The sequence below is a fragment of the Reyranella sp. genome, from assembly GCF_017305915.1.
In the GTDB taxonomy this organism is placed as follows: Bacteria; Pseudomonadota; Alphaproteobacteria; order Reyranellales; family Reyranellaceae; genus Reyranella.
Window position 1 is genome coordinate 62,660 of sequence record NZ_JAFKJN010000023.1, and the last position, 23,777, is coordinate 86,436.

At 67.1% G+C, this 23,777-nt stretch carries 22 protein-coding genes and 1 pseudogene; 10 read left to right on the forward strand and 13 right to left on the reverse strand.

What is annotated here, in order from left to right; all coding sequences use genetic code 11:
* Window positions 1-294: 294 nt before the first annotated feature.
* Genes J0J01_RS22590 through J0J01_RS22605 form a run of 4 tightly spaced genes read right to left on the reverse strand, consistent with a single transcriptional unit; the run spans window position 295 to window position 3,635 of the window.
* Entirely contained in the window at window positions 295-1,179 is an 885-nt protein-coding gene (locus J0J01_RS22590) for an alpha/beta hydrolase (RefSeq protein ID WP_296384799.1), read from the reverse strand.
* 7 nt (window positions 1,180-1,186) lie between these two features.
* Entirely contained in the window at window positions 1,187-1,948 is a 762-nt protein-coding gene (locus tag J0J01_RS22595) for an ABC transporter ATP-binding protein (protein WP_296384801.1), read from the reverse strand.
* Window positions 1,945-2,706: an ABC transporter permease gene (locus J0J01_RS22600; protein WP_296384804.1), complete on the reverse strand. Its 762-nt coding sequence runs from the start codon at window positions 2,704-2,706 to the stop codon at window positions 1,945-1,947. Before J0J01_RS22600 ends, J0J01_RS22595 begins: the two co-directional genes overlap by 4 nt.
* Window positions 2,706-3,635, reverse strand: a complete 930-nt coding sequence (locus tag J0J01_RS22605) for an ABC transporter substrate-binding protein (protein WP_296384806.1) — start codon at window positions 3,633-3,635, stop codon at window positions 2,706-2,708. The genes J0J01_RS22600 and J0J01_RS22605 overlap by 1 nt, the downstream gene beginning before the upstream one ends.
* Window positions 3,636-3,753: 118 nt before the next feature.
* Between J0J01_RS22605 and J0J01_RS22610 the strand changes: the two genes are divergently transcribed.
* A complete protein-coding gene (locus J0J01_RS22610) occupies window positions 3,754-4,512 on the forward strand; it encodes a 2OG-Fe dioxygenase family protein (protein ID WP_296384808.1) in 759 nt (252 codons plus the stop codon).
* A 137-nt stretch (window positions 4,513-4,649) separates the two neighbouring features.
* On the opposite strand, the gene J0J01_RS22615 is transcribed toward J0J01_RS22610, so the two are convergent.
* Both J0J01_RS22615 and J0J01_RS22620 read right to left on the reverse strand, forming a co-directional pair.
* Window positions 4,650-5,474, reverse strand: a complete 825-nt coding sequence (locus J0J01_RS22615) for a hypothetical protein (protein ID WP_296384810.1) — start codon at window positions 5,472-5,474, stop codon at window positions 4,650-4,652.
* On the reverse strand, window positions 5,474-5,842 hold the full coding sequence (locus J0J01_RS22620; RefSeq protein WP_296384813.1) for a hypothetical protein: 369 nt from the start codon (window positions 5,840-5,842) through the stop codon (window positions 5,474-5,476). Before J0J01_RS22620 ends, J0J01_RS22615 begins: the two co-directional genes overlap by 1 nt.
* A 286-nt stretch (window positions 5,843-6,128) precedes the next feature.
* Here J0J01_RS22620 and J0J01_RS22625 point away from each other — a divergent pair, with 286 nt between their 5' ends.
* A complete protein-coding gene (locus tag J0J01_RS22625) occupies window positions 6,129-7,073 on the forward strand; it encodes a LysR family transcriptional regulator (protein WP_296384815.1) in 945 nt (314 codons plus the stop codon).
* Window positions 7,074-7,120: 47 nt separating this feature from the next.
* Here J0J01_RS22625 and J0J01_RS22630 read toward each other — a convergent pair whose 3' ends face one another.
* The 3 genes from J0J01_RS22630 to J0J01_RS22640 form a co-directional block, all read right to left on the reverse strand.
* On the reverse strand, window positions 7,121-7,396 hold the full coding sequence (locus J0J01_RS22630; RefSeq protein ID WP_296384817.1) for a hypothetical protein: 276 nt from the start codon (window positions 7,394-7,396) through the stop codon (window positions 7,121-7,123).
* A 228-nt stretch (window positions 7,397-7,624) separates the two neighbouring features.
* On the reverse strand, window positions 7,625-8,395 hold the full coding sequence (locus J0J01_RS22635) for an SDR family oxidoreductase (protein ID WP_296384819.1): 771 nt from the start codon (window positions 8,393-8,395) through the stop codon (window positions 7,625-7,627).
* A 163-nt stretch (window positions 8,396-8,558) separates the two neighbouring features.
* The gene (locus tag J0J01_RS22640; RefSeq protein ID WP_296384820.1) at window positions 8,559-9,623 is read right to left on the reverse strand and encodes an enolase C-terminal domain-like protein; all 1,065 of its coding nucleotides are present in this window, start codon (window positions 9,621-9,623) and stop codon (window positions 8,559-8,561) included.
* Window positions 9,624-9,689: 66 nt separating this feature from the next.
* Between J0J01_RS22640 and J0J01_RS22645 the strand changes: the two genes are divergently transcribed.
* The 4 genes and pseudogenes from J0J01_RS22645 (at window position 9,690) to J0J01_RS22660 (ending at window position 14,447) form a co-directional block, all read left to right on the forward strand.
* Window positions 9,690-10,508: an alpha/beta fold hydrolase gene (locus J0J01_RS22645; RefSeq protein WP_296384822.1), complete on the forward strand. Its 819-nt coding sequence runs from the start codon at window positions 9,690-9,692 to the stop codon at window positions 10,506-10,508.
* 63 nt (window positions 10,509-10,571) lie between these two features.
* Complete coding sequence (locus J0J01_RS22650; protein ID WP_296384823.1) at window positions 10,572-11,651, forward strand: 2-oxoglutarate and iron-dependent oxygenase domain-containing protein; 1,080 nt, start codon at window positions 10,572-10,574, stop codon at window positions 11,649-11,651.
* A gap of 214 nt (window positions 11,652-11,865) precedes the next feature.
* Window positions 11,866-13,218 (forward strand): annotated as a pseudogene (locus tag J0J01_RS22655) (ABC transporter substrate-binding protein).
* The gene (locus tag J0J01_RS22660) at window positions 13,197-14,447 is read left to right on the forward strand and encodes an MFS transporter (protein ID WP_296384825.1); all 1,251 of its coding nucleotides are present in this window, start codon (window positions 13,197-13,199) and stop codon (window positions 14,445-14,447) included. The pseudogene J0J01_RS22655 and the gene J0J01_RS22660 overlap by 22 nt, the downstream one beginning before the upstream one ends.
* Window positions 14,448-14,450: 3 nt before the next feature.
* Here the strand turns inward: J0J01_RS22660 and J0J01_RS22665 are convergent, their stop codons facing one another.
* The 4 genes from J0J01_RS22665 to J0J01_RS22680 form a co-directional block, all read right to left on the reverse strand.
* Window positions 14,451-15,239 carry an enoyl-CoA hydratase-related protein gene (locus tag J0J01_RS22665; RefSeq protein ID WP_296384828.1) on the reverse strand — a complete coding sequence of 263 codons (789 nt, stop codon included), beginning with the start codon at window positions 15,237-15,239 and terminating at the stop codon, window positions 14,451-14,453.
* A 25-nt stretch (window positions 15,240-15,264) separates the two neighbouring features.
* Window positions 15,265-16,344, reverse strand: a complete 1,080-nt coding sequence (locus J0J01_RS22670; protein ID WP_296384830.1) for an MBL fold metallo-hydrolase — start codon at window positions 16,342-16,344, stop codon at window positions 15,265-15,267.
* Window positions 16,345-16,444: 100 nt separating this feature from the next.
* A complete protein-coding gene (locus tag J0J01_RS22675) occupies window positions 16,445-17,392 on the reverse strand; it encodes an aldo/keto reductase (RefSeq protein ID WP_296384832.1) in 948 nt (315 codons plus the stop codon).
* A gap of 23 nt (window positions 17,393-17,415) precedes the next feature.
* Window positions 17,416-19,392 carry a mechanosensitive ion channel domain-containing protein gene (locus J0J01_RS22680; protein WP_296384834.1) on the reverse strand — a complete coding sequence of 659 codons (1,977 nt, stop codon included), beginning with the start codon at window positions 19,390-19,392 and terminating at the stop codon, window positions 17,416-17,418.
* 113 nt (window positions 19,393-19,505) lie between these two features.
* On the opposite strand from J0J01_RS22680, the gene J0J01_RS22685 reads away from it, so the two are divergent.
* From J0J01_RS22685 to J0J01_RS22700, 4 genes are all read left to right on the forward strand, one after another.
* The gene (locus J0J01_RS22685) at window positions 19,506-21,134 is read left to right on the forward strand and encodes a 3-(methylthio)propionyl-CoA ligase (protein ID WP_296384835.1); all 1,629 of its coding nucleotides are present in this window, start codon (window positions 19,506-19,508) and stop codon (window positions 21,132-21,134) included.
* Window positions 21,135-21,273: 139 nt separating this feature from the next.
* Window positions 21,274-22,257 carry a 2-oxoglutarate and iron-dependent oxygenase domain-containing protein gene (locus J0J01_RS22690; RefSeq protein WP_296384837.1) on the forward strand — a complete coding sequence of 328 codons (984 nt, stop codon included), beginning with the start codon at window positions 21,274-21,276 and terminating at the stop codon, window positions 22,255-22,257.
* Window positions 22,254-22,622, forward strand: a complete 369-nt coding sequence (locus J0J01_RS22695; RefSeq protein WP_296384839.1) for a glyoxalase superfamily protein — start codon at window positions 22,254-22,256, stop codon at window positions 22,620-22,622. The genes J0J01_RS22690 and J0J01_RS22695 overlap by 4 nt, the downstream gene beginning before the upstream one ends.
* Entirely contained in the window at window positions 22,623-23,771 is a 1,149-nt protein-coding gene (locus tag J0J01_RS22700) for a mandelate racemase/muconate lactonizing enzyme family protein (protein ID WP_296384841.1), read from the forward strand.
* The last annotated feature ends 6 nt before the right edge of the window (window positions 23,772-23,777 follow it).

Genomic DNA, 23,777 nt, shown 5'->3' on the forward strand with positions numbered 1-23,777 from the left:
AACAGTCCAGCCGGCCTGGACTGCCAACCCTTTGGCGGATCAGCCTTTTCGGCCGAAAGTCCAGGAATCCACGACACCCTCCCCCTGGATTCACTCCTTCTTCTTCCGGTCGAGACGCGCAACGCAGATGAGGACACGCAGAGCAGCGGCGTCATGCGCGCGATTCTGCCCTGGCGCGCACAGACTCCTAATTTGGGCATTGGACGCAGTTTTTCCGTAAGTGAATCAAGCGGCGCACGGCGTTCCATTGCCCATAATGGCTACGCATCCCGAGGCGTTATCCACAGGTTTTGGTCAGTTTTTCATCCCGGTGATCGAGTTGGCGAGCGCGCGCGGGTCGCGCTGGGGCCAGCGGCCGGTCTCGACCTGGACGATGAACTCGTTGACGATCCGGTTGAACTGGTCGGGATCCTCGAGGTTGATGGTGTGGCCGCAGTTGGGCATCACCGCCAGCGCCGAGGTCGGGATCTCGCGCTTCATCAGCACCGACGGCGTCAGGCACGGCCAGTCCTCGTCGCCGGTCAGGATCAGCGTCGGCGTGGTCATCTTGCGCATGCCCTCGACCAGGTCGTAGAGCGACGGCCGCTGGCCCTGGCAGCCGATCTGGGTGTTGGCCGAGCCCAGCGCCGAATGCTCGCCGAGCTCCTTCTTGAACTGCGCGAAGCCGCGCGGGTCCTTGTTCTCGAACTGCACGCGCGTGGGACCGTAGGCGTACTTCTCGGCGAAGGCCGGCATGCCCTCGCCGAGCAGCGACTTGGCCACGACCTCGACCTCGGCCCGGAACTTGGCCTGCTGGTCGCGCTCGGCGCCGTAGCCCACGCCCGCCACGACCAGCGACAGCGCGTGGGCCGGGTGGCGCAGGCCGAAATGCAGCGAAGCGAAGCCGCCCATCGACAGGCCGACCACGTGCGCCTTGTCGATCTTGAGATGCTTCATCACCGCCAGGATGTCGTCGGTGGCGCGATTCTGCGAGTAGCTGGCCGGCTTCTCCGGGATGTCCGACGGCGGATAGCCGCGCGCGCTGTAGGTGATGCAGCGATGGCGCTGGCCGAAGAAGCGCATCTGGGCCTCCCACGAGCGGTGGTCGGCAGCGAACTCGTGCACGAACACGATCGGCGTCCCGCTGCCCACCTCCTCGTAATAGAGCTTCACCCCGTCGTCGGTCGTCGCGTGCGGCATGGCATCCTCAATCGAAGTCGCGATCGGCGCCGATCAGCCCGCGCAGCTCGCGGGCCAGCGCCGAAAAGGCTTCCGATTGTGGCGCGCGCGGACGCGGCAGGTCCACCTTGATGTCTGCCGCGATGCGGCCCGGCCGCGGGGTGAACACCAGGATGCGGTCGGCCAGCAGCAGCGCCTCGTCGATCGAGTGCGTCACGAACAGCACCGTGGTGCGCTGCTTCTCCCAGATCGACAGCAGCTCGTCCTGCAGCTTGCCGCGGGTCTGCGCATCGAGCGCCCCGAACGGCTCGTCCATCAGCAGCGCCCTGGGCCCGGTCGTCAGCGCTCGCGCGATGCCGACCCGCTGGCGCATGCCGCCCGACAGCTCGTGCGGATAACGGTCGCCGAAGCCGGTCAGGCCGGTCATCTCGATGAACTGCGCAGCCGTCGCCGTACGCTCGCCCGCAGCCACGCCGCGCGCCTTCATGTTGAACTCGACGTTCTTGCGCACCGTCATCCACGGGAACAGGCCATGGTCCTGGAAGACGATGGCAGCCGCGGGCGACGGCCCGTCCAGCGTCTTGCCGGCGACCGCGATGTTGCCCGCGGTCGGCTCCTCCAGCCCCGCCACGAGCTGCAGCAGGGTGGACTTGCCGCAGCCCGAGCGGCCGAGCAGGCAGACGAAGTCGCCCGAATCACAGGTGAAGTCGATGCCGCGCAGCGCCTCCACCGACTCGGTCTTGACTGGATAGATCTTGCCGACGCCGGCACATTCGATGAAGCGGTTCATTCGGGCGAGGCCGTGAGGCCCTCCTGCCAGCGACAGACGTAACTGCGGGCCAGCCGCACCAGCTGGTCGGCCAGCAAGCCGATGGCGCCGATGACGATGATGCCGGCGATGATGAGGTCCGAGCGGAAGGTGAGCTGCGCGTTCAGGATCATGTAGCCCAAGCCCGACTTCACTGCGATCATCTCGGCCGTCACGACGGTGAGCCAGCCCGCGCCGACCGCGAGCCGCAGCCCGGTGAAGATCGCCGGCAGCGCGGCCGGCAAGATGATGTCCTTCATCACCAGGAACTCAGCGGCGCGGGCGGCACGCGCGACCTTGATCAGCGTGCGCTCGATGCCGCGCACGCCAAAGATGGTGTTGATCAAGAGCGGCCACAGGCCGGACAGGAAGATCAGCGAGATCGCCGGCTTGTCGCCGATGCCGAGGAACAGGATGGCGAGCGGGATCAGCGAGATCGGCGGCACCGACCGGAAGATCTGGATCGACCAGTCGGTCAGGAGGTCGAGCCAGCGGTAGCGGCCGATCATCAGGCCGAGCGGCACCGCCACCGCGAACGAACAGGAGATGCCGGCGATCACGCGACCGATGCTCGACAAGGCATGGTCGACGACCGTCGGCAGGTCGTCGACGAACACCGCCAGCACCTTCGCAATCGGCGGCAGCAGGACCGGCGGGTAGACCTTGGCCTGCACCGCCAGATGCCAGGCGAGCAACAGGAGCGCGAGGGGCAGCAGCCCCAGCGCGCGCTGGAGCCGCATCAAACGTTGCCGAGATTGAGGAAGCTGCCCCAGTCCGGCTCCTTCTCCAGCATCTTGTCGTCGATCATCATCTTGGCGAGCGACTTCAGGCCGCCGATGAAGGGCGCGCCCGACTCGGCCGAGAAGAACAGGTTCCTGGTCGAGAGCTCGGCCACTTCCCTGGGCATCTTGAACTGCTTGATCGTGGTCTCGATGGCGATCGCGGTGTTGGCTGCCATCTCCTTCGTCGCCTTGACATGCGCCTGCACCATCTTCTTCGTGAGGTCCGGTTCGGCCTTGGTGAACTTCTCCGAGGCGACGAAGCCCAGGTTGGTCTTGCCCATCGGCGAATCGTACGGCACCCACAGCCGCTTGCCCCAGCCGCTCTGCTCGGCAAGCGCCGCATAAGGCTCGAAGCAGCAGATCGCGCCGACATCGCCGCGCATCAGCGGGATCGGCTGGTCCTGGTTGTCCATGAAGGCCATCTCGACCTTGCCGAACACGCCCTCCTGCTTGAGCTTCCAGTTGAGCGAGACCAGGCCGATCGAGCCGTTCTGCACCGCAACCTTCTTGCCCACCAGGTCCTTGAAGCTGTTGATCGACGGCTGGGCCAGCACCATCCAGCCGCCGTCGCAGCCGTTGGCCAGCACCTGCATGGGGAAGCCCTTGGTCGCAACCTGCATGGTGGCCGAAAGACCGCCATTGCCGATATCGACATCGCCGGAGGCGACCGCCTGCATGCGCTGCACCAGCGACGGGAACATCACCAGCTCGAGATCGATGCCCTCCTCCTTCAGGAGCTTGGGCATCAGGAAGGCGGCGTTGGTCGTGGTGGTGAAGGCCGAGCCCATCTTCACCTTGCGCAGGTTCTGGCCAAGGACGCCGCGTGAGACGATGGCGGGCGCGGCGAAGGACGCGGCAGCAGTGGCAATGAGATGGCGGCGCAGCATGGATGGCTTCTCCCCAAGAGGCGGTGGCTCAGCGAAAATGCAAAGCCCGCGCCAAACCCTAGAATCCTTCATGCCGCCTGCTTGCCCCACAAGGGGTGAGCGATGATAGGCTGATGACATGAGCGAGATCGGTACCGGACTGCAGAACGCCACGGGGATTCGCAGTGCGATCGCCCGCGCGGGTTATGCCTTCGTCGAGGCGTCGGACATGCGCACCGCGCTCGGCCGCTTCGGCACCCTCGCCGACTGGCCGGCCTTCGCCGAGAGTTGGAACGATCTCTCCACCGACACCTACATGGCCGATGGCGGCCGCTACCGCCGCCGTCGCTTCGGCGTGTGGCGCGCCGGCCGCCCCGAGGCTGGAAAAGGCGGCGCGATCGAGCGCGGGCCGCACCAGCCGCACTACCAGGGCCTCGACTACAACACCCTGAACGGCGGCATCGAGCGCTGGTTCGAGCCGATCACCGACGCGATCGGCGACGGCGCCACGATGAGCACCATCCTTGACTATTGTCGAGCCCTGTTCGGCCGCCTCGCGCCCGAGACCGAGCGCTGGCACATCGAGGTCCATCAGTTCCGCATCGAGGCGCGGCTCGGCGAGCAGGGCAAGCCGACGCCCGAGGGCATGCATCGCGACGGCGTCGACTACGTGCTGGTGATGATGGTCGCCCGCCGCAACATCCAGAGCGGCACGACCACCATCCATGACCTCGACAAGCGCACGCTCGGCAGCTTCACCCTGACCGACCCGCTCGATTCGGCGCTGGTCGACGATGCGCGCTGCTATCACGGCGTCACCCCGGTCGAACCGGAGAATGCCGCGCAGCCCGCCTATCGCGACGTGCTGGTCGTGACCTTCAGGAAGGCGTCGGCTTAGCTGGCCTCCCCATTCATATGGGGAGGTGTCGGCGTCATGCGCCGACGGAGGGGTCATGAGCCCCGCCACGATTGCTGCTTCTGACCCCTCCGTCGCGGACTACCGCGACACCTCCCCATATGAATGGGGAGGATGGCTCACGCTGCGATCTTCATCCGCGCCACGGTGCAGCTCACCGCGAAGATCGGCACCGGCTCGCAGAACTCGATCGTGCCCTTGGCGCCCTTGGCTGCCGCGGCGGCGGCGATGAAAGTGCGGATCTCGAAGCCGCCCTGCCCGCCGTCGCGATAGATCTCGGCGTCGCTGTAGGACAGTAGCGCTTCGCGATCGTTGGCCGCCCAACGCGCGAGAAACTCCCGATCCCATTTTTCGTTGATCTTGCCGCTGTCGGGCGTCGCGGGCCAATGCGAGATGCCGCCGGTCGCGACCAGCGCGATACGCTCGGGCAACGCGTCGGCTGCCGCGCGCAACGCCTCGCCGAACGCCCAGGCGCGCTTGAGCGGCGTCAAGGGCGGGCCCTGACAGTTGATGTTGGCCGGGATGATCGGCAGGTCGTAGTCCGGCGTCAGGAAGTGCAAGGGCACCGAGATGCCGTGGTCGAACTTCCATTCCTCGGCGTAGGCCACATCGACCGTCTGCATGACGCGCTCGATCAGCTTGCGGGACAGAGCCTTGTTGCCCGGCACCGTGGTGCGCCTGATGCGCAGGAACGCCTCGTCCTCGATCGGCCCTTCGTAGGAGTCGGCCATGCCGATCGCGAAGGCTGGCATGTTGTTCATGAAGAAGTTCGCGAAATGCTCGGCCGCCACCACGATCAGCGCATCGGGCCGGGTGGCGCGGATGTCGTCGCCCATCCGGCCGAGCGCCCCGTGCAGCGCCTGGCGCGTCTGGGTGTCGGCGCGCTCGGCGCGGGCGGTGATGCCGGGCGCGTGGCTGCAGGCGCCGCAATAGACCAGGGGCATCAGCGAGCCTCCCTCTCACTTTTCAGACGGGCGTCGTGCGCGTCGATGCCCTCATAGCCGGTGGCGGCATAGACGCCCTCGCGCACCTGGCCGTGCTGCTTCAGACCCTGGCGCATGCGCTCGAGATAGTCGGTCCATTCGATCTTGTGCAGGGCCGCGAAGTGCATCAGCAGTTGGCCGTTGACGCCCAGCACGTAGAGCAGGCCGATGTCCGGCCCCGCTTCCCCTACTCCTACGATGGCGCGGCGCTCCTCGTCGCTGAGCTCGTACTCGGCCAGCACCGCGTCGCGCTCGGCGGCATAGCGCTCGCGCTGCCGCGGATCGCGGTTGAGCTGGTAGATCAGTTTCTGGACCTGGTAGAGGCTCATCGTGCGTTTCACGTTATCTTGAAGCCGCGCGCCTCGCAAAGATACAGCCTCTCTGCGACCGCACCGGCGAGCCTGATCGGCAGGACACACCCGCATCGGCCAACGCCGCGAGGTCAGTCCGCGCCTTGCGTCACGTGAGAATGTGACCGGTGGCCGCAGCCATCACGACATTGCGACTCCACCGAAGACGCACAGACCTGCACGTGTCTGGCGCATCCTGCAACGAACGACCACATGCCACTTGTCACGCGCCGGCCACCAGTACGGCCGGCGAACCGGGATTGCCATGAAACGGTCCGAGTTGGCAGACCTCGCTGCCTTTGTTGCTGTCGCCGAGGGGTTGAGTTTTCGCGCCGGCGCCGCCCGGCTGGGGATCACGCGGTCGGCCCTTTCCCACTGCATGCAACAGCTCGAGAAGCGGCTCGATGTCCGGCTGCTGCACCGCTCGACGCGCGGCGTCGCGCTGACCGACAGCGGTCGGCGCCTGTTCGATACCTTGCGGCCGGCCTTCGCCGGCATCGAGCAGGGCCTGGCCGATCTCGACCACGAGCGCGCCAGCCCCTCGGGACGGTTGCGGCTGCATGTCGGCGTCGGGGCGGCCGCTGCCGTCATCGCGCCGGTGTGGCGCGCCTTCCTCGCCGCGCATCCGCGCGTCGAGCTCGAGCTCGAATTGAGCGACGGGCCGGTCGATGTCGTGGGCGAAGGCTTCGACGCGGCGATCGCCATCCGCGATTTCGCCGCCGCCGACATGATCGCGGTGAGGGTCTCGGATCCGTGGAAGGCGGTCGTGGTCGGCGCGCCGTCCTATCTCGCCCGCCGCGGCGAGCCGGCCACGCCGGACGATCTCAGCGTGCACGACTGCGTCCAGTATCGCCTCGACGGCGCGCTTTTTCCCTGGCCGTTCGTGCGCGAGGGTGCACGCCGCAAGATCGCGGTGCATGGGCCGGTGACGGTCAACAGCAGCGACCTCGCCTTGCGCGCCGCGGTCGACGGGCTGGGCCTCGCCTGGATGAACGACGGCGTGGCCGAGTCCTTCCTGCGCGCGGGCCAGCTCGTGGCCGTGCTGCAGGACTGGTCGCCCTCGTACGACGGCTATTTCCTGATCTATCCCGGGCGCCGCCAGGTGCCGTCGGCGTTGCGCGCCCTGATCGACACGCTGCGCGCCCGGCGCGCCTCGCGCGCGCCGACGGATCCCGGCCTGGTGTTTCCCGGGACCCTGGCGAAAGTCTGATCGCTCCGGCCGCTCGGGGAGTGGAAGCGAGCCGGAAGGACAACCGGCTACTGGCCGGCAGCCATCGTCGACTTCGGCAGATCGATGCCGTGGTCGGCGAGCTTGCGCTTCAGCAGCGCAGTCGTGCCCTGTGCATTGCTGGTGCAGCTGTCGAGAAGCGTGGCATCGATCACGTTCGGCGACGCTTGGACCGGGTTCTGGCTGAGATAGGCGCGTGCCAGCGTGCGGCAATAGTCGGTGTCGCTGGCGGCCTGCTGCGCGACAGCCGCATGCGCCATGCCCAGCGCCGCGACGACGACGAGAGACGAGATGACAGATTTCATGGGGGTGCTCCTCCGCTCATAGGCGTGCCGCGGACAGGCGGCACTTCGGAGATGCACGTAACGCGGCGCGAATCAGTGGCCAATGAGCCGGAGATTGCATGGACTGGTGCATGCCATGCACCAGTCCATCTCACAACGAATGCGGACGCTGGGGGCGTCATCTTCTTCTGGACCGCGGACCTGAAGGTCCGCGGTCCAGATGACCATGCCGCGCGCCCGGCAAAAAACTCAGCTGCCGCTCGTGCTGCCACCGTCGGCGATCAACGTCTGGCCAGTGATGAAGGCTCCCGCCTTGCCGGCCAGCAGCACCGCCAGCCCCGCGATGTCGTCGGGCGCGCCCAGACGGCGCAGCGGCGTCGCGGCCTCCCGCGCCGCGCGCCTCTGCGGATCCTCGTACAAAGCGCGCGCGAAGTCGGTCGTGATCAGGCCGGGTGCGATGGTGTTGACGCGGATGTTGTCCGGCCCGTATTCCGCGGCGAGGTTGCGGGCGAGCTGCATGTCGGCCGCCTTGGAGATGCAGTAGGCACCGATCACCGTGCTGGCGCGCACGCCGCCGATCGACGACACGATCATGATCGAGCCGTCCTTCTTGGCGCGCATGTCGGGCAGGCACTTGTTGATCAGCCACATGTTCGACAGGATGTTGTTCTGCATCACTTTCATGAACACGTCGTCGGGCAGCTTCTCGTTCGGCCCATAGTAGGGGTTCGAGGCGGCGTTGCAGACCAGCACGTCGACCGGCCCGAGCTGCTTCTGCGTCTGAGCGATCAGGTTCTCGACCTGCGCCTTGTCGGAGATGTTGCAGGGAATGACGATCGCCTCGCCGCCGGCCTTCCTGATCTCGGCCGCGGCTTCCTCGCAGGCCGGCGCCTTGCGCGACGACACCACGACCTTGGCGCCGGCCAGCGCGAGATGCATGGCGATCGCCTTGCCGATGCCCTTGCTCGAGCCGGTGACGACGGCGACCTTGCCGGTAAGGTCGAAAAGCGGCGATGGCATTGCAGTTTCCTCCGAGAGCGAACCCCTCCCCAATCATATGGGGAGGTGTCGCCGTCAGACGGCGACGGAGGGGTCATGCGCCGCAGTCGTGATGTGGCCTATGACCCCTCCGTCAGCGTAAGACGCTGACACCTCCCCATATGAATGAGGAGGATTTGATTACTCATTCCTTCGCATAGTCGTAGCGATCGAGGAAGCCCGGATCGGGATCAAAGCCGAGACCCGGGCCGGTCGGCACCTCGAGCGCCGGCTTCCAGCGGGTGTGGCCGAAGCCGTAGGGATCCATCGAATCGTCGGCCTCGACGGTGGCGAAGTAGCCCTCCCCTTCGGCGATCGCGAGCAGATGCAGCGAGGCGAGCGCCGCCGGTCCGACGAACGGCGTGTGCGGCGCCGCCGTCTTGTTCGCCGCGGCAAGCATCGCCAGCGTTCGCTTGGCCTCGCTCAAGCCGCCCAGCATGCAGACATCGGGCTGCAGCACGCCGATCGACGGCGCCTTGGTGTAGAGCGCCATCTGCTCGGTCGAGCCGAGATCGGCACCCATGCCGACGGCGATGCCGGGCATCGCCGGCAGGGACAGCAGCTCCTCCGGCGGCCACAGCGGATCCTCGAAGAACAAGAGGTTCATCGCCGCCCAGCGCTTCTCGTCGCGCTCGATGTCGGCCACCGTATGCGCGTTGTTGCAGTCGACGACGTAAGGCGTCGCCATCGGAATGGCGCGGCGCGATTCCTCCGCCACCTCGAGCCGATGCTCGTGCACCTTCACCGCGGGCACGCCGGTCGCCAGCGCCTCCTCGACCCGCGCCCGCGTGCGCCTGGCATCGTCGTACTTGTCGAGGCTCGCCATCACCGGCACGCGGGTGCGCTTGGCGCCGCCCAGCAAGTCAGACACCGACTTGTTCGCCGCCTTGCCGGCGATGTCCCACAGCGCGATGTCGACCGCAGCCAGCGCGTTCAGCACCGTGCCGGCCCGGCCGAAGCTCGCGAAGCGCACGCGCGCCGCCTTGTTCAGCGCCTCGCGGTCGTCGACCGACTTGCCGGCATAGTGCGGCGCGATCGCGTCGCGGATGGTGGCGAACAGCGCGCGCTGCATCGGCGGCCGCAGCGACAGGCATTCGCCGTAGCCCTCGAGGCCATCCTTCGTCACGACGCGGCACGCCGTCAGGCACAGGACGTTGCCGCCGCGCGCCGGAATTCGGAGCGCGATGGGTTCGATGCGGTCGATGATCATTCCGGCAGTTTGACAGTCACCGGGGCCGCTGCCAGCGTTTTCGTCGATCTTGGGGGAGAGTACCGCATGGCGGTCGACGTGTTCACGACCAGCGACGGCATCAGGCTCGCCTACTACATCGACGATTTCACCGATCCGTGGCGGCAGGCCGACACCCTGCTCCTGCTGCACGCCGCTGTCGGCCACGCCAAACGCTTCTATGGCTGGGTGCCCAGCCTCTGCCGCCACTATCGCGTGGTCCGGCTGGACCTGCGCGGCCACGGCGACTCGCAGGTGCCGCCGGAATCCTCGGCACTCGACATGGATCGGCTGGTCGCCGACGTCGAGCAGCTGCTTGCGCATCTCAAGGTCAGGTCGTGCCATATCGTCGGCAACTCGGCCGGCGGCTACATCGCCCAGAACCTGGCGATGAAATCTCCGGAAAAGGTGAAGAGCCTGATGCTGTTTGGCTCGACCGCGGGCCTGCGCAACAGCCAGGCCGCAAGCTGGATTCCGCGCATCGCCAAGGAAGGGCTGCGCGGCTTCTTCGCCGCGACCATCGCCGACCGTCTGCCGCTCGACAAAGTGCCCGCGGGCCTCGTCCACTGGTTCGTCGACGAGACGGGCAAGAACGATCCCGCCTGGATCGCGCGCTTCGTGGGCTACATGAGCCAGCAGGAATGGAGCGAGCGGCTGCCCGAGATCAAATGCCCGACCCTGCTGGTCATCCCGGGCGGCGAAACCGTGGGCTCGATCAAGAACTACGACGTCATGATTGACCGCATACCGGACGTTCAAGCCATCACCTACGAGGGCATGCCGCACAATATTTGCGATGCGGTGCCGGACCGCTGCGCCGCCGACGTGATCGCATTCCTGCGTTGGCGGTTCGGCATGCCTGTCTAAATCGAGGGGCCTGATGGTCTGCCTTTTGCAGGCGTGATAAACATCGCGTCAAAGGAGTCCACCGTGGACCAGATCATTCCGCGCCCGCATCTCGCCCCCGCGCCGCCGCCCGTCCTGATCGGCGGCGTGATCCCGCTGATCGACATCTCGGGCTTCCTCGCCGGCACGCCCGGCGCCGCCGAGAAAGCCGCCGCCGAGCTCGCCTGGGCGTTCGAGAATGTCGGCTTCTACTATCTCGCCGGCCACGGCGTGCCGAAGGAGCTGATCGAGGCGCAGTACGAGGCCGCCGCCCGCTTCCATGCCCAGCCGATGGAAGAGAAGCTCAAGATCAAGGTCAACGAGCACACGATCGGCTACATGCCGATCGCCGAGAAGGCGCCGCCCAATGCTGCCGCCCAGGGCAAGAAGCCGAGCCAGAACGAAGCCTTCTTCCTGCGCCGTGACCGTGCCGCCGACGACCCCGATGTGATCGCGGGCCGCCGCTTCCATGTCCAGAACCAGTGGCCGGAGAACCTTCCGGGCTTCCGCGAGCAGACGCTCCAGTACATGAGCACCATGGAGGCGCTGTGCCAGAAGCTGGTGCGGCTCTATGCGATCGCGCTCGACCTGCCGGCGGACTTCTTCGACGCCTCGTTCAAGAAGCCGCACATGATCCTGCGGCAGTCGCGCTATCCGCTGATCGACGCGGCGGACGACAAGATCGCGAGCCTGGTGCCGCACACCGATTCGGGTTTCATGACCCTGCTGCCGCCCAACAAGGTGCAGGGCCTGTCGATCAACCTGCCGAACGGCGAATGGCACGACGCGCCGTATGTCGAGGACGCCTTCGTGGTGAATGGCGGCGACATGCTCCACCGCTGGAGCAACGAGCGCTTCCTGTCGACGCCGCACCGCGTGCGCAACGTCTCGGGCGTGATGCGCTACGCCATCCCGTTCTTCTGCGACCCCGACCACGACACGGTGATCGAGTGCCTGCCGTCGTGCCAGTCGGTCGACAATCCGCCGAAGTATCCGCCGATCACGATGGGCGACTACGCGCTGTGGTTCGCCGCCCAGCGCTACCAGCACATGCAGAACGTCAAGACGCCGACCGCCGAAGAGGTCGCGCCCGGCGCCCGCGCCACCGAAGCCTGGAAGAGCTGATCCGATGAAGTTGCGTCTCGTTGCGGCGGCCGTGGCCGCCGCCTGTTTCGTCGTGCCTGCCTGGGCCCAGCCCAGGACGATCAAGGCGGTGATGCATTCGGATCTCAAGGTCCTCGACCCGATCTGGACCACCGCCAACATCGTGCGCAACCACGGCTACATGGTGTGGGACACGCTGTTCGCGATGGACGAAAAGCTCGTGCCGCAGCCGCAGATGGTCGATACCTGGACCCTGAGCGACGACCGGCTAACCTACACCTTCAGCCTGCGCGATGGCCTCAGGTGGCACGACGGCAAGCCGGTGACGTCGGAGGACTGCATCGCCTCGCTCAAGCGCTGGGGCGCGCGCGACGGCACCGGCATCAAGCTGCTGAGCTTCGTCTCGGCCTTCGAGGTGGTGAACGACAAGACCTTCAAGCTGGTGCTGAAGGAGCCGTACGGCCTGGTGATCGATTCGCTCGCCAAGCCGGGCGGCTCGACGCCACTGATGATGCCCAAGCGCATCGCCGACACCGATCCCGGCAAGCAGATCGCCGAGTTCATCGGCTCCGGTCCGTTCATCTTCAAGAAGGACGAGTGGAAGCCGGGCGACAAGACCGTCTATGTCCGCAACCCCGACTACGTGCCGCGCAAGGAGCCGGCCTCGGGCCTGGCCGGCGGCAAGGTCGCCAAGGTCAATCGCGTCGAATGGCTGGCCATCCCCGACCACCAGACCGCGGTCAACGCCCTGCTGGCCGGCGAGATCGACTATATCGAGGCGCCGCCGCACGACCTGAAGCCGCTGCTGCAGGCCGACAAGAGCGTGACCTTCAAGGTCTACAACACGATTGGCGCATAGTACGCCTTCCGCTGGAACACCGTGGTGCCGCCGTTCAACAGCGAGAAGATCCGGCGCGCCGCGATGTATGCCTTCGACCAGAAGGCCTTCCTCGAGGGCGTGATCGGCGACAGCCGCTACTACCAGACCTGCGACGCCATGTTCGTCTGCGGCACGCCGCTGGAGAGTGCCGCCGGCATGGACGGGCTGGTGCGCGGTAACTTCGCCAGATCGCGCGAGCTCCTGAAGGAGGCCGGCTATGACGGCACGCCGATCGTGATGCTGCACACCACCGACATCGCGGTGCTGACCAATGCCGGGCCGATCGCCAAGGACCTGCTCGAGAAGGGCGGCTTCAAGGTGGAGATGGTGCCGCTCGACTTCCAGGCGATCGTGTCGCGCCGGCTGCGCAAGACGCCGGCCAACGATGGCGGCTGGAACGGCTTCATGACGTCGTGGCTGTCGGTCGACATGATGAACCCGCTGACCAACAGCATGGTCAACGCCTCGTGCGAGAAGGCCAATTTCGGCTGGCCGTGCGACGTCGAGGTCGAGAAGCTGCGCGACGCTTTCGCCCGCGCGCCCGATCCGGAGAGCCGCAGGAAGATCGCCGCCGACCTGCAGGCCCGCGCCGTCGCCTACGGCACGCACATCCATCTCGGCCAGTACACGCTGCCGACCGCAAGCCGCCGGCTCCGCGGCATCGTCACCAGCCCGATCCCCGTGTTTTGGAACATCGAGAAGCAATAGGGCGCCATCGCCGCGTCATTGCCGCCGGTGTCGTCGGCAATGTGCTGGAGTGGTACGACTTCTCGATCTACGGCTTCTTCGCCGTCCAGATCGGGGCGACCTTCTTTGGCGGCGACGACCGGCTGACCCAGGTCCTGGCGGTGTTCAGCGTGTTCGCCGTCGGCTACCTGGCGCGGCCGCTGGGCGGCATCGCCATCGGCTATGTCGGCGACCGGGTCGGCCGTTCGGCGGCGCTCACCGTGTCGATCGGCGGCATGATCGTCGCCACCCTGGGCATGGGGCTGGTGCCGGGCCAGGCCAGCATCGGCGTCGCCGCGCCGATCCTGCTGACGCTGCTGCGCATCCTCCAGGGCCTGGCGGTCGGCGGCGAATCGGCGATTGCCAACGTCTTCATGGTCGAGAACGCACCGCCGGGCCGGCGGGCGCTGGCCAGCGCGATCAACGGCGCGGGCTATGCGGTCGGCATCCAGCTCGCCTCGCTGACCGCGCTCGCCTGCGCCAGCCTGCTGACGCCGGCCGAGCTGCAAGAGTGGGGCTGGCGCATCCCGTTCTGGCTGAGCCTGATCGTCGCCACCGCCGGCTTCTGGCTGCGGCGCACGCTCAAGGACCTGCCGCAGCCGACGGGCGAGCATCCCTCGCCGCTCGCCGAGGTGCTGCGCCATCACCTGCCGCTGGTGCTACGCATCGCCGGCCTCACCGCCTTCGCCGCGGTCGGCTTCCAGGCGGCCTTCATCTACATCGCCGAATGGCTGCAGGCGGTCGCAAACGCCTCGCCCGCCGACACCTTCGCGGTCACCTCGGTCAGCATGCTGCTGGTCACGCCGGTGTCGCTGCTGTTCGGCTGGTGGGCCGACTCCATCGGCCGCCGCGGCCTGCTGATGGCGAGCGCCGCGCTCGGCCTAATCGGCGCGATCCCGTTCTTCATGCTGATGCAGGCGGGCTCCGTCTATCTCGGCCAAGCAGGCTTCGTGCTGGCGCTGTCGATCCAGTTCGGCGTGCAGGGCGCGCTGATGGTCGAGACGACGCCGGCCGCGATCCGCTGCACGGCGCTGGCGATCGGCAACAACATCGGCTGGAGCATCCTGGGCGGCCTGACGCCGCTCGCTGCCGTCTGGCTCAGCGCCCGCACCGGCGACGCGCTCGCGCCGGCCTGGCTGGTCGCGTCAGCCGCAGCCGTCACCCTGGCGACGCTGCTCGTCACTCCCGAGACGCTGAAGCGCGAGAAGTAGCGGCTAGCGTCCGCGGAAGTTGGGCTTGCGGCGCTCGCGCCAGGCCTCGTGCGCCTCGCTTTTGTCCTCGCTCATCTCGAGCACCATGAAGCGATAGGCGTCGATCAGCGAGGCATCGGCGATGTTGGGGATGTCCTGGCCACGGTTCATCGACTCCTTGACCATGCGCACGGCGAGCGGCGGCAGGCCCGCGATGTGGTCGGCAACGCCGAGCGCCTGCTCCATCAGCTTGTCGTGCGGCACCAGCCACTGGGCGAGCCCGATGCGGTAGGCCTCCTCGGCCTTGAGCGGGAAGCCCATCGCCACCTTCATGGCCGGCCCCTTGCCGACATGGCGGGCGAGCCGGGTCGCGCCGCCGTAGTTCGGCAGGATGCCCAGCGCGACCTGCGGCAGGCGCCATTCGGCCTTGTCCGACGCCACGATCAGGTCGCAGCAGAAAGTGGTGATGCAGCCGATGCCGATGGCATAGCCGTTGACCGCCGCGATCACCGGCTTGGGAAAGTCGCTCACCAGGTTGGAGGGGAAATTGCGCGCCTTGCCGACACGCTTGATGAAGGCCTCGGCCGAGCGGGTGTTGTGGGTGTTGGGATCGCGCAGGTTGGCGCCGGCCGAGAAGGCGCCGCCCGCCTCGTCGCCGGTCAGGATGACCGAGCGGACGTCGTCGTCATCGTTCGCTTCGTCGAGATGGCGCAGCAGCCCGTCGGCATAATCCTGGCCCCAGCAGTTGCGCGCCTGCGGGCGGCTCAGCGTCATGATTCCGGTGTGGCCCTGCTTTCTGTAGAGAAGCGGCACGACTTCCTCCTCTTTCTTTTGGTTTCTAGAGCGCGCCGCCCTCGACGCCGCGGCCCTCGGCGCGCCAGCGCAGCATGCCGCCCGGCAGGTTGGCGACGTCGCCGAAGCCCGCCTTGAGCAGGATCGCCGTGGCGTGCGCCGAGCGGCTGCCGGCGCGGCACACCGCGACGATCGGCTTGTCCTTGGGGATCTCGCCCGCCCGCGCCGCCAGCTCGCCCAGCGGCACCAGCATCGCGCCGCGGATATGGCCGAGCGGCCCGGTGAACTCGCCGGGCTCGCGCACGTCGAGCACCTGGACCTTGGAGAGGTGCTCCTCCAGCCAGTGCGGCTCGACTTCCCAGACGCCCGAAAAGGTGAAGCGCAAGGGTGCCCAGTCGGGGTCGTGCAGGGCGTTGGCATCGTTGTCGTTACCGGGCCGGCCGCAGCGCAGGTTGGCCGGCACCGCCTCGTCGATCTTCTTGGGATGCGGCAGGCCGAGGTTCTTCATGTAGCCGACATAGTCGCCCTCGCCAGCCTCGCCGCCCAGCCGCGGATTGTACTTCTTCTCCTCGGCGACGCTGGTCGCGGTCAGGCCGCGATAGTCGTGCGCCGGATAGAGCAGGCAGGTCTCGGGCAGGCAGAAGATGCGGCTGCGCACCGAGCGGTAGAGCGCCCGCGGGTCGCCCTGCTGGAAGTCGGTACGGCCCGAGCCGCGGATCATGATGCAGTCGCCGGTGAAGGCCATGCTCTCGTCGTCGAGCACGTAGGTCAGGCAGCCGTTGGTGTGGCCGGGCGTCGCCCGCACCTCGAGCGAGCGGCGGCCGAATTCGATGCGGTCGCCGTCCTTCAGGAGGCGGTCAGCGCCCGCCGCACCGCTCGCCTCGGCCAGCGCGATCTGGCAGCCCTCGCGCTGCTTCAGCAGCCAGCCGCCGGTGACGTGGTCGGCGTGGACATGCGTCTCCAGCGACCATTTGAGGTTCAGTCCCAGCTCCGCGATCAGGGCCGCATCGCGCCGCACCTGCTCGAACACCGGGTCGATCAGCACCGCATCCTTGGTGACCGAGCAACCCAGCAGGTAGGTGTAGGTCGACGACGTCGGATCGAAGAGCTGGCGAAAGATGAGCATTGACGGCGACTCTTATGCTGGGGACGCGTCACTCCAGTGACGCGTCATACGTTGTTGCCGGGAAGACGCGCGACCGGAGTCGCGCGCCCCCGGCGAAAGATCAAGGCGCGCTGGCCTTGTCGATGGCGGCGACGTCAGCGGCGTCGAGCTTGAGGTTGGGCGAGGCGGTCAGGTCCTTGAGCTGCTGCAGGCTGGTGGCCGACACGATCGGCGCGGTGATCGCCTTGCGCTGCATCAGCCAGGCGAGCGTGATCTGGGTCGGGTTCGAATTGTGCTTCTTGGCGGCGTCGTCGAGCGCCTTCAGCACCGCCATGCCCTTCGGGTTGATGTACTTCTTCACGCCCGCGCCGCGCTGTTTAGTACCGACATCGGCCTCCGAGCGGTACTTGCCGCTCAGGAACCCCGAGGCCAGCGAGTAGTACGGGATCACGCCGATCCCCTCCTTCAGGCACTCGTTCTCGAGCGCGCCCTCGAACAGGCCCCGCTCCATCAGATTGTAATGCGGCTGCAGGCTCTCGTAGCGCGGCAGGCCCTTCTCCTTGGAGATCTTGGCCGCCTCGGCGAGCCGCGGCGCCTCGTAGTTGGAGGCGCCGATGAAGCGGAGCTTGCCCGCCTTCACCAGCTCGCCGTAGGTCGACAGCGTCTCCTCGAGCGGCGTCGTCTTGTCGTCCTTGTGCGACTGGAACAGGTCGATGCGGTCGGTGCTCAGCCGCTTCAGCGATTCGTCGACCGACCACTTGATGAAGTCGCGCTTCAGCGCGCCCTCGGCCGGCACCATGCCGCACTTGGTGGCGATCTGGACCTTGTCGCGCTTGGCCGGATTCTTCTTCAGCCAGGTACCGATGATGGCCTCCGATTCGCCGCCCTTGTTGCCGGGGTACCAGCGCGAATAGACGTCGGCGGTGTCGACGAAGGAGAAGCCGGCATCGACGAAGGCATCGAGCAGCTTGTGCGAGGTCGCCTCGTCGGCGGTCCAGCCGAACACGTTGCCGCCGAAGGCGATGGGGGCAAATTCGAGGCCCGACTTGCCGAGCTTGCGTTTTTCCACGGTTTCCTCCTTGGAGTAACTGACTATTGGGCGGCGGCCCGCGCCGCCGGATCGATGCCGCCGAACGGGAAGGCCGCATAGGGCGGCCGGGCGAACTCGATGCCGAGCTTGGGCAGGGTCTCGTACATGCGCCGGATCGCCATGCGCTGGACCATGCTCGGGTTCTTCGGCTTGGCAGTGAACTTGAAGCGCACGATCAGCGAGGCGTCCTTGATGTCGACCAGGCCCTGCATCTTGAGGGGCTGCAGCAGCTCCTTCTGCCACTGCGGCTCGGCCATCATCTCGAGGCCGATCTTCTTCACCGTCTTGCGCAACAGCTCGATGTCGGTGTTGAGGCCGAAGGCCAGGTTGAACTTCACCGTCGTCCAGTCGCGGCTGAAGTTGGTGATGTGGGTAAGCTGGCCGAACGGCACGATGTGGAGCTGGCCGTTCTGATGGCGAAGCCGAATCGAGCGCACCGAGAAGCCCTCGACCGTGCCCTTGACCTTGGTGCCGTCGATGTACTCGCCGACCCGGAACGAATCCTCGGCGAGGAAGAAGATGCCCGAGACGATGTCGCGGACCAGCGACTGGCTGCCGAACGACACCGCGAGGCCCAGCACCGAGGCGCCGGCGATCAGCGGCGTGATGTTGACGCCGAGCTGCGACAGCACCAGCAAGCTGCCCAGGATCAGGACGGTGATGCCGACAGTAACCCGCACCACCGGCATGATGGTGCGCAGCCGCGAGGCGGCGGCCGGCGCGTCCTCGTCGGCGTCGGGATCGAAGCCCGCCGACGGCAGGGGATTGTCGGCGATGTAGTGGTCCATGCGGTACTTCAGGAACCGCCAGATCGCGTAGACCGCGAAGGTCGAGATCGCCGCCAGCCGGATGGCGCGGGCATGCGGCGCCCATTCCGACGCCTCCATGATGCCGAGCGCGCCGAGCAGGAGGGCGTCGGCCGCGATCACGATCACCACCAGCCGCAGCGCCAGCCGCACCAGGCCCGCCACCACATCGGCCACCGTCGGCACCTCGAAGGACAGGTGGTGGGTCATGCGATGGATCAGCGTCTCGAACAGCAGCAGCAGGATCATCATCGATTCGACGCGGGCGATGCCGTGCATCGCCGCCGCGCTCTCGGTGACCGCCGCCAGGATCGCCGCCACCCCGGCCAGGACATAGAAGGCAAGGCCTGCCGCCCACCAGCTGCGCGCGAAGCTGATCTTCATCGCCGCGAAGGTCGAGCGCGGGTTGACCAGGCCGGCGAGCCACGCGCCCATCTCGTGCCGCCAGTGCCAGACGGTGTAGACCAGCGCGGCGGCGACCACCGGCACCGCCAGGATCACCGCCGCCGACACGAGCTTCGGCGATGCCCCAGTGGTCTGCATGAACGCCACCATCTGGCGCAGCAGCAGCGGCAGCAGGATCACGACGTTCAAGCCGATCAGCAGGCGGCTGGCGGTGGCGTCATCGACCGGCGCGATGCGGCCCTCCGGCGTGGTCGGCCGCAGCCAGATGCGGAACACGAAATGGAAGGCCCGCCAGTAGAGCAGCGCCACCAGGGTCTGGTGTGCGAGCTGGCCGTAGATGCCCTGCGCCGCGCCGGCGTGACGGGCGACGAAGGCGGCGGCGATCGTCAGCGCCAGCAGCGCCAGGGCATCGAGCAGCGCACCATGGAAGAAAGCGCGCAACGGCGATTCGCCGGCATGGCGCTCGAAGATGCCGACCCGCATGCGCTGCACGGCGACCCGCAGCAGCCATTCGGCGGCCAGGCCCGCCACGACGATGCCGACCAGCAGCATCGCCTCCTGCCAGCTAAAGAGAAGCGGCAGCCCGGCGAGGTAGTCGCCCAGCGCCGGCAGGCTGGCGAGGATCAGGTCGAGCTTGTCGGTGAACCCCCGCAGCATCGAGCCCATCATGCTGTCCTGCATGCCGAAGCTGGACGCAGCCTGGCCCCATGCCCCGGAGGCGATCCCCGCGGCCGGAAAAGCCAGCAGCAGCATGGGTTTACGCGTCATCGGATACAGCCTCCGCCCCTCGGAAGCGACCGTAGGCCAGAATGCCGCCCCTCGCCAGTGGTTGGCTTCTGCTAGGTTCCGGCTGGAATTTCACACTTGGAGAACCGCAAGAAATGCTTGGCCTGATGCAGGATCGCCCGCTTCTGATCCAGCAGCTGATCGAACACGCCGCCCTGAACCATGGTGACACCGAGATCGTGTCGCGGACCGTCGAGGGGCCGATCCACCGCTACACCTATAAAGAGGCGCGGGACCGCTCCAGGAAGGTCGCCGAGGCGCTGCTGGCGCTGGGCGTCAAGCCGGGCGACCGCATCGGCACCCTGGCCTGGAACGGCTACCGGCATTTTGAGCTCTACTACGGCATCTCGGGCATGGGTGCGGTCTGCCACACCATCAATCCGCGGCTGTTCCCCGAGCAGATCGTCTACATCGTCAATCACGCCGAGGATCAGATCCTTTTCGTCGACATCAACCTGCTGCCGCTGGTCGAGAAGCTGCAAAGCCAGTTCAAGACGGTGCGCCACATCGTGGCGATGACCGACCGCGCGCACGTGCCGGCCGACGTCAAGATCCCCAACCTGCTGGTCTACGAGGATCTGATCGCCGACAAACCCGGCACCTACGACTGGCCGGAGTTCGACGAGAACACCGCCTCGTCGCTCTGCTACACCTCCGGCACGACCGGCAACCCGAAGGGCGTGCTCTACTCCCACCGCTCGACGGTGCTGCACGCCTATGGCGCGGCGCTGCCCGATACGCTCGGCCTGTCGGCGCGCTCGGTGGTGCTGCCGGTGGTGCCGATGTTCCACGTCAACGCCTGGGGCCTGCCGTACACGGCGGCGATGGTCGGTGCCAAGATCGTGTTTCCGGGCGTGGCGCTCGATGGCGCCAGCCTCTACGAGCTGTTCGAGAAGGAGAAGGTCGTCTTCACCGCCGGCGTGCCGACGGTGTGGCTGGCGCTGATCCAGTACATGCAGGCCAACAAGCTCAAGCTCTCGACCGTGAGGTACGCGGTGATCGGCGGCTCGGCCGCGCCGCCGGCCATGATCGAGACCTTCGACAAGGAATACGGCGTCGAGGTGCTGCACGCCTGGGGCATGAGCGAGATGAGCCCGCTCGGCACCGTCAACCATCCCAAGGAGAAGCACGCCGCCCTGCCGGCCGCCGAGCAGCTCGCGGTGCGGCTGAAGCAGGGCCGCCCGCCCTACGGCGTCGACATGAAGATCGTCGACGATTCGGGCAAGGAACTGCCGCGCGACGGCAAGGCGTTCGGAGATCTGCTCGTGCGCGGCCCCTGGATCACGTCAGGCTATTTCAAGGGCGAAGGCGGCGACGTGCTGCGGGACGGCTGGTTCCCGACCGGCGACGTCGCCACCCTCGATCCCGACGGCTACATGCAGATCACCGACCGCTCGAAGGACGTGATCAAGTCGGGCGGCGAATGGATCAGCTCGATCGACCTGGAGAACGCCGCCATGGCCCATCCTGGCGTCGCCGAGGCCGCGGTGATCGGCGTCGCCCATCCCAAGTGGGACGAGCGGCCGTTGCTGATCGTGCAGAAGAAGCCCGACGCCCAGCTCGACAAGGCGGCGCTGATCGAGTTCCTGAGCGGCAAGGTGGCCAAATGGTGGCTACCCGACGACGTGCAGTTCGTCGAAGCGATTCCGCACACCGCAACCGGGAAAATCCTCAAGACCCGCCTGCGCGAGGACTTCAAAGGCTACAAGCTGCCGACCGCGTAGCGGACGAGAAACGGTGTCATCCCGAGCAAAGCGAGGGATCTATACTGATCCACATAGATTCCTCGCTTTGCTCGGGATGACACGACTTTGGGGATCGCCGGTACTGGAGTAGTCTCGCCGGAGAATAGGAGTAGCGTCCATGGCCTCCACCGAAACGATTCCCGTCATCGATCTCGGTCCCTATCTCGCGGGCGAGCCCGGCGCGCTCGACCGCACGGCGAAGGAGCTGCGCTTCGCCCTGACCGAGATCGGCTTCTACTTCATCGTGAACCACGGGGTGCCGCGGGAAAAGATCCGCGCTGCCTTCGAGCAGGTGAAGCGCTTCCACGCCCAGCCCGTCGAAAAGAAGATGGCGCTGAAGATCGACCCGCACAGCACGGGTTACCTGCCGATGCGCGGCAACACGCTGCGCACCTCGACCGTGCAGGCCGGTACCAAACCCAACCTCAACGAGGCCTTCTTCGTTAAGCGCGAGCTGGCGCCGGATCATCCCGACGTGCTGGCCAACCGGCGCTTCCGCGGCCTCAACCGCTGGCCCGACCTGCCGGGGTTCCGCGAGATCATCCTCGACTACAACGAGACGATGGAGCGGCTGGTCCAGAAGATGGTGCGGATCTATGCCCGCGCCCTCGATCTGCCAGCGGAGTATTTCGATGCCGCGTTCCAGGACCCGCAATACTCGCTGCGCATGACCCACTACCCGCACCAGGACGGGCCGGTGGTCGACGAGTTCGGCCTGGCGCCGCACACCGACACCAGCTTCCTGACCCTGCTGGCGCCCAACGACGTGCCGGGCCTGTCGATCCGCACCCAGAGCGGCAACTGGATCGATGCGCTGGCGATTGCGGACGCCTACGTGGTGAACGGCGGCCAGATGCTGCAGCGCTGGACCAACGACGTCTTCCTGGCGACGCCGCACCGCGCCATCAACCGCAGCGGCAGCGAGCGCTACGCCATCCCGTTCTTCTGCGACAGCAACATCGACTGGCCGGTCGCCGCCGTGCCGACCACCGTCGGCCCGGACAAGCTCCCGAAGTATCCGACGACGTACTACACCGACTACATGATCTGGTATCAGAAGCGGAACTACGACGTGCTCAACCAGGCCCAGGCGGCCGATTGAGCATCGCGTTCCAGCAGGCCGTTCCGATCCTGCGCATCTTCTCGGTCGAGAAGGCGCGCGAGTTTTATGTCGACTTCCTCGGCTTCGCCTGGGACTGGGAGCATCGCTTCGGCGACGACTTCCCACTCTACGCCGAGGTATCGCGCGCCGGGCTGACGTTTCATCTCAGCGAGCATTACGGCGACGGCAGCCCCGGCGCCGGCGTTCTGCTCTTCATGACTGGCCTCGACGCGTTCCATCGCGAGCTCACGGCGAAGAACTACCGCTACTACCGTCCCGGCATCGAGGATGCCGAATGGGGCGCCCGGATCATGAAGCTCCAGGATCCCTTCCATAACCGCCTGACTTTCGCCGAGCGCAAATAGATGGACTCCGCAACATTGGCGCACGTCGAGGCGCACGTCTTCCGCACGCCCATCAAGGAGCCGGTGCGCACCTCCTTCGGCACCATGACCGAGCGCGCCGCGGTGTTCGTGGCTGTCGAGGATTCTGACGGCGCCCGCGGCTGGGGCGAGATCTGGTGCAACTTCCCCAATGCCGCCGCCGAGCATCGCGCGCTGCTGTTCGCCGACATCGTGGCGCCGCGCGCGCTCGGCCAGCCGATCGACGATCCGATGGCGCTGTGGGCCGGGATCGAGCGCGACCTGCATGTGCTCAGGATCCAGAGCGGCGATGCCGGCGCCTTCTCGGCCGCGCTAGCCGGCCTCGATCTCGCGGTCCATGACCTGCGGGCGCGCAAGCGCGGCCTGCCGCTGTGGCGGTCGCTGGGCGGCCGGGACGATTCGCCGGTACCGGTCTATGCCTCGGGCATCAATCCCGGCAAGGCCGCCTTCCGCACCGTCGAGCACATGCGCGCCGAGGGCCATCGCGCCTTCAAGCTCAAGATCGGCTTCGGCGCCGACACCGACCTCGGCTCGCTGAAGCCGGTCGCCTCCTCGCTCGCCAGCGACGAGCGGCTGATGGTCGACGTCAACCAGGGCTGGGACCTCCGCGCCGCCGCCGGGATGCTGCCGCGGCTCATCGACTTCCCGCTGGTCTGGATCGAGGAACCGTTGATGGCCGACCGCCCGGCGGCGGAATGGACCCAGGTCGCCGCGCTGGCCCGCGCGCCGCTCGCTGCTGGCGAGAATGTCCGCGGCGCCGGGTCGTTCCAGGCGATGATCGACGGAGGCCTCTTCGGATTTGTACAGCCCGACGCTGCCAAATGGGGCGGCCACTCGGGCTGCCTGCCGGTGGCGAAGGCCGCGCTGGCGGCCGGCCGCACCTTCTGCCCGCATTATCTCGGCGGCGGCATCGGCCTGATGCATTCCCTGCACCTGCTGGCGGCGGTGCGCGGGCCCGGCCTGCTCGAGGTCGACGCCAACGCCAACCCGTTGCGGGAAGGCGTGCTGCAAAATCTCATGGCGGTCACGGACGGTTGCGTTTCCCTTCCCGGCGGGCAGGGACTCGGTCTAGAACCGGATTTGAAGCCGCTCGTGCCCTTAAGAAGCCTTCACCTGGAGCGGCGTGCGTAACAGAGG

Excerpts from the sequence above, each read along its gene's own strand:
- J0J01_RS22590 (WP_296384799.1), bottom strand. The coding sequence starts at position 1,179 with ATGCCGCACGCGACGACCGACGACGGGGTGAAGCTCTATTACGAGGAG.
- J0J01_RS22630 (WP_296384817.1), bottom strand. The coding sequence starts at position 7,396 with ATGAAATCTGTCATCTCGTCTCTCGTCGTCGTCGCGGCGCTGGGCATG.
- J0J01_RS22620 (WP_296384813.1), bottom strand. The coding sequence starts at position 5,842 with ATGAGCCTCTACCAGGTCCAGAAACTGATCTACCAGCTCAACCGCGAT.
- J0J01_RS22645 (WP_296384822.1), top strand. The coding sequence starts at position 9,690 with ATGGCGGTCGACGTGTTCACGACCAGCGACGGCATCAGGCTCGCCTAC.
- J0J01_RS22700 (WP_296384841.1), top strand. The coding sequence starts at position 22,623 with ATGGACTCCGCAACATTGGCGCACGTCGAGGCGCACGTCTTCCGCACG.
- J0J01_RS22640 (WP_296384820.1), bottom strand. The coding sequence starts at position 9,623 with ATGATCATCGACCGCATCGAACCCATCGCGCTCCGAATTCCGGCGCGC.
- J0J01_RS22605 (WP_296384806.1), bottom strand. The coding sequence starts at position 3,635 with ATGCTGCGCCGCCATCTCATTGCCACTGCTGCCGCGTCCTTCGCCGCG.
- J0J01_RS22635 (WP_296384819.1), bottom strand. The coding sequence starts at position 8,395 with ATGCCATCGCCGCTTTTCGACCTTACCGGCAAGGTCGCCGTCGTCACC.
- J0J01_RS22615 (WP_296384810.1), bottom strand. The coding sequence starts at position 5,474 with ATGCCCCTGGTCTATTGCGGCGCCTGCAGCCACGCGCCCGGCATCACC.
- J0J01_RS22595 (WP_296384801.1), bottom strand. The coding sequence starts at position 1,948 with ATGAACCGCTTCATCGAATGTGCCGGCGTCGGCAAGATCTATCCAGTC.
- J0J01_RS22670 (WP_296384830.1), bottom strand. The coding sequence starts at position 16,344 with ATGCTCATCTTTCGCCAGCTCTTCGATCCGACGTCGTCGACCTACACC.
- J0J01_RS22625 (WP_296384815.1), top strand. The coding sequence starts at position 6,129 with ATGAAACGGTCCGAGTTGGCAGACCTCGCTGCCTTTGTTGCTGTCGCC.
- J0J01_RS22680 (WP_296384834.1), bottom strand. The coding sequence starts at position 19,392 with ATGACGCGTAAACCCATGCTGCTGCTGGCTTTTCCGGCCGCGGGGATC.
- J0J01_RS22690 (WP_296384837.1), top strand. The coding sequence starts at position 21,274 with ATGGCCTCCACCGAAACGATTCCCGTCATCGATCTCGGTCCCTATCTC.
- J0J01_RS22685 (WP_296384835.1), top strand. The coding sequence starts at position 19,506 with ATGCTTGGCCTGATGCAGGATCGCCCGCTTCTGATCCAGCAGCTGATC.
- J0J01_RS22600 (WP_296384804.1), bottom strand. The coding sequence starts at position 2,706 with ATGCGGCTCCAGCGCGCGCTGGGGCTGCTGCCCCTCGCGCTCCTGTTG.
- J0J01_RS22610 (WP_296384808.1), top strand. The coding sequence starts at position 3,754 with ATGAGCGAGATCGGTACCGGACTGCAGAACGCCACGGGGATTCGCAGT.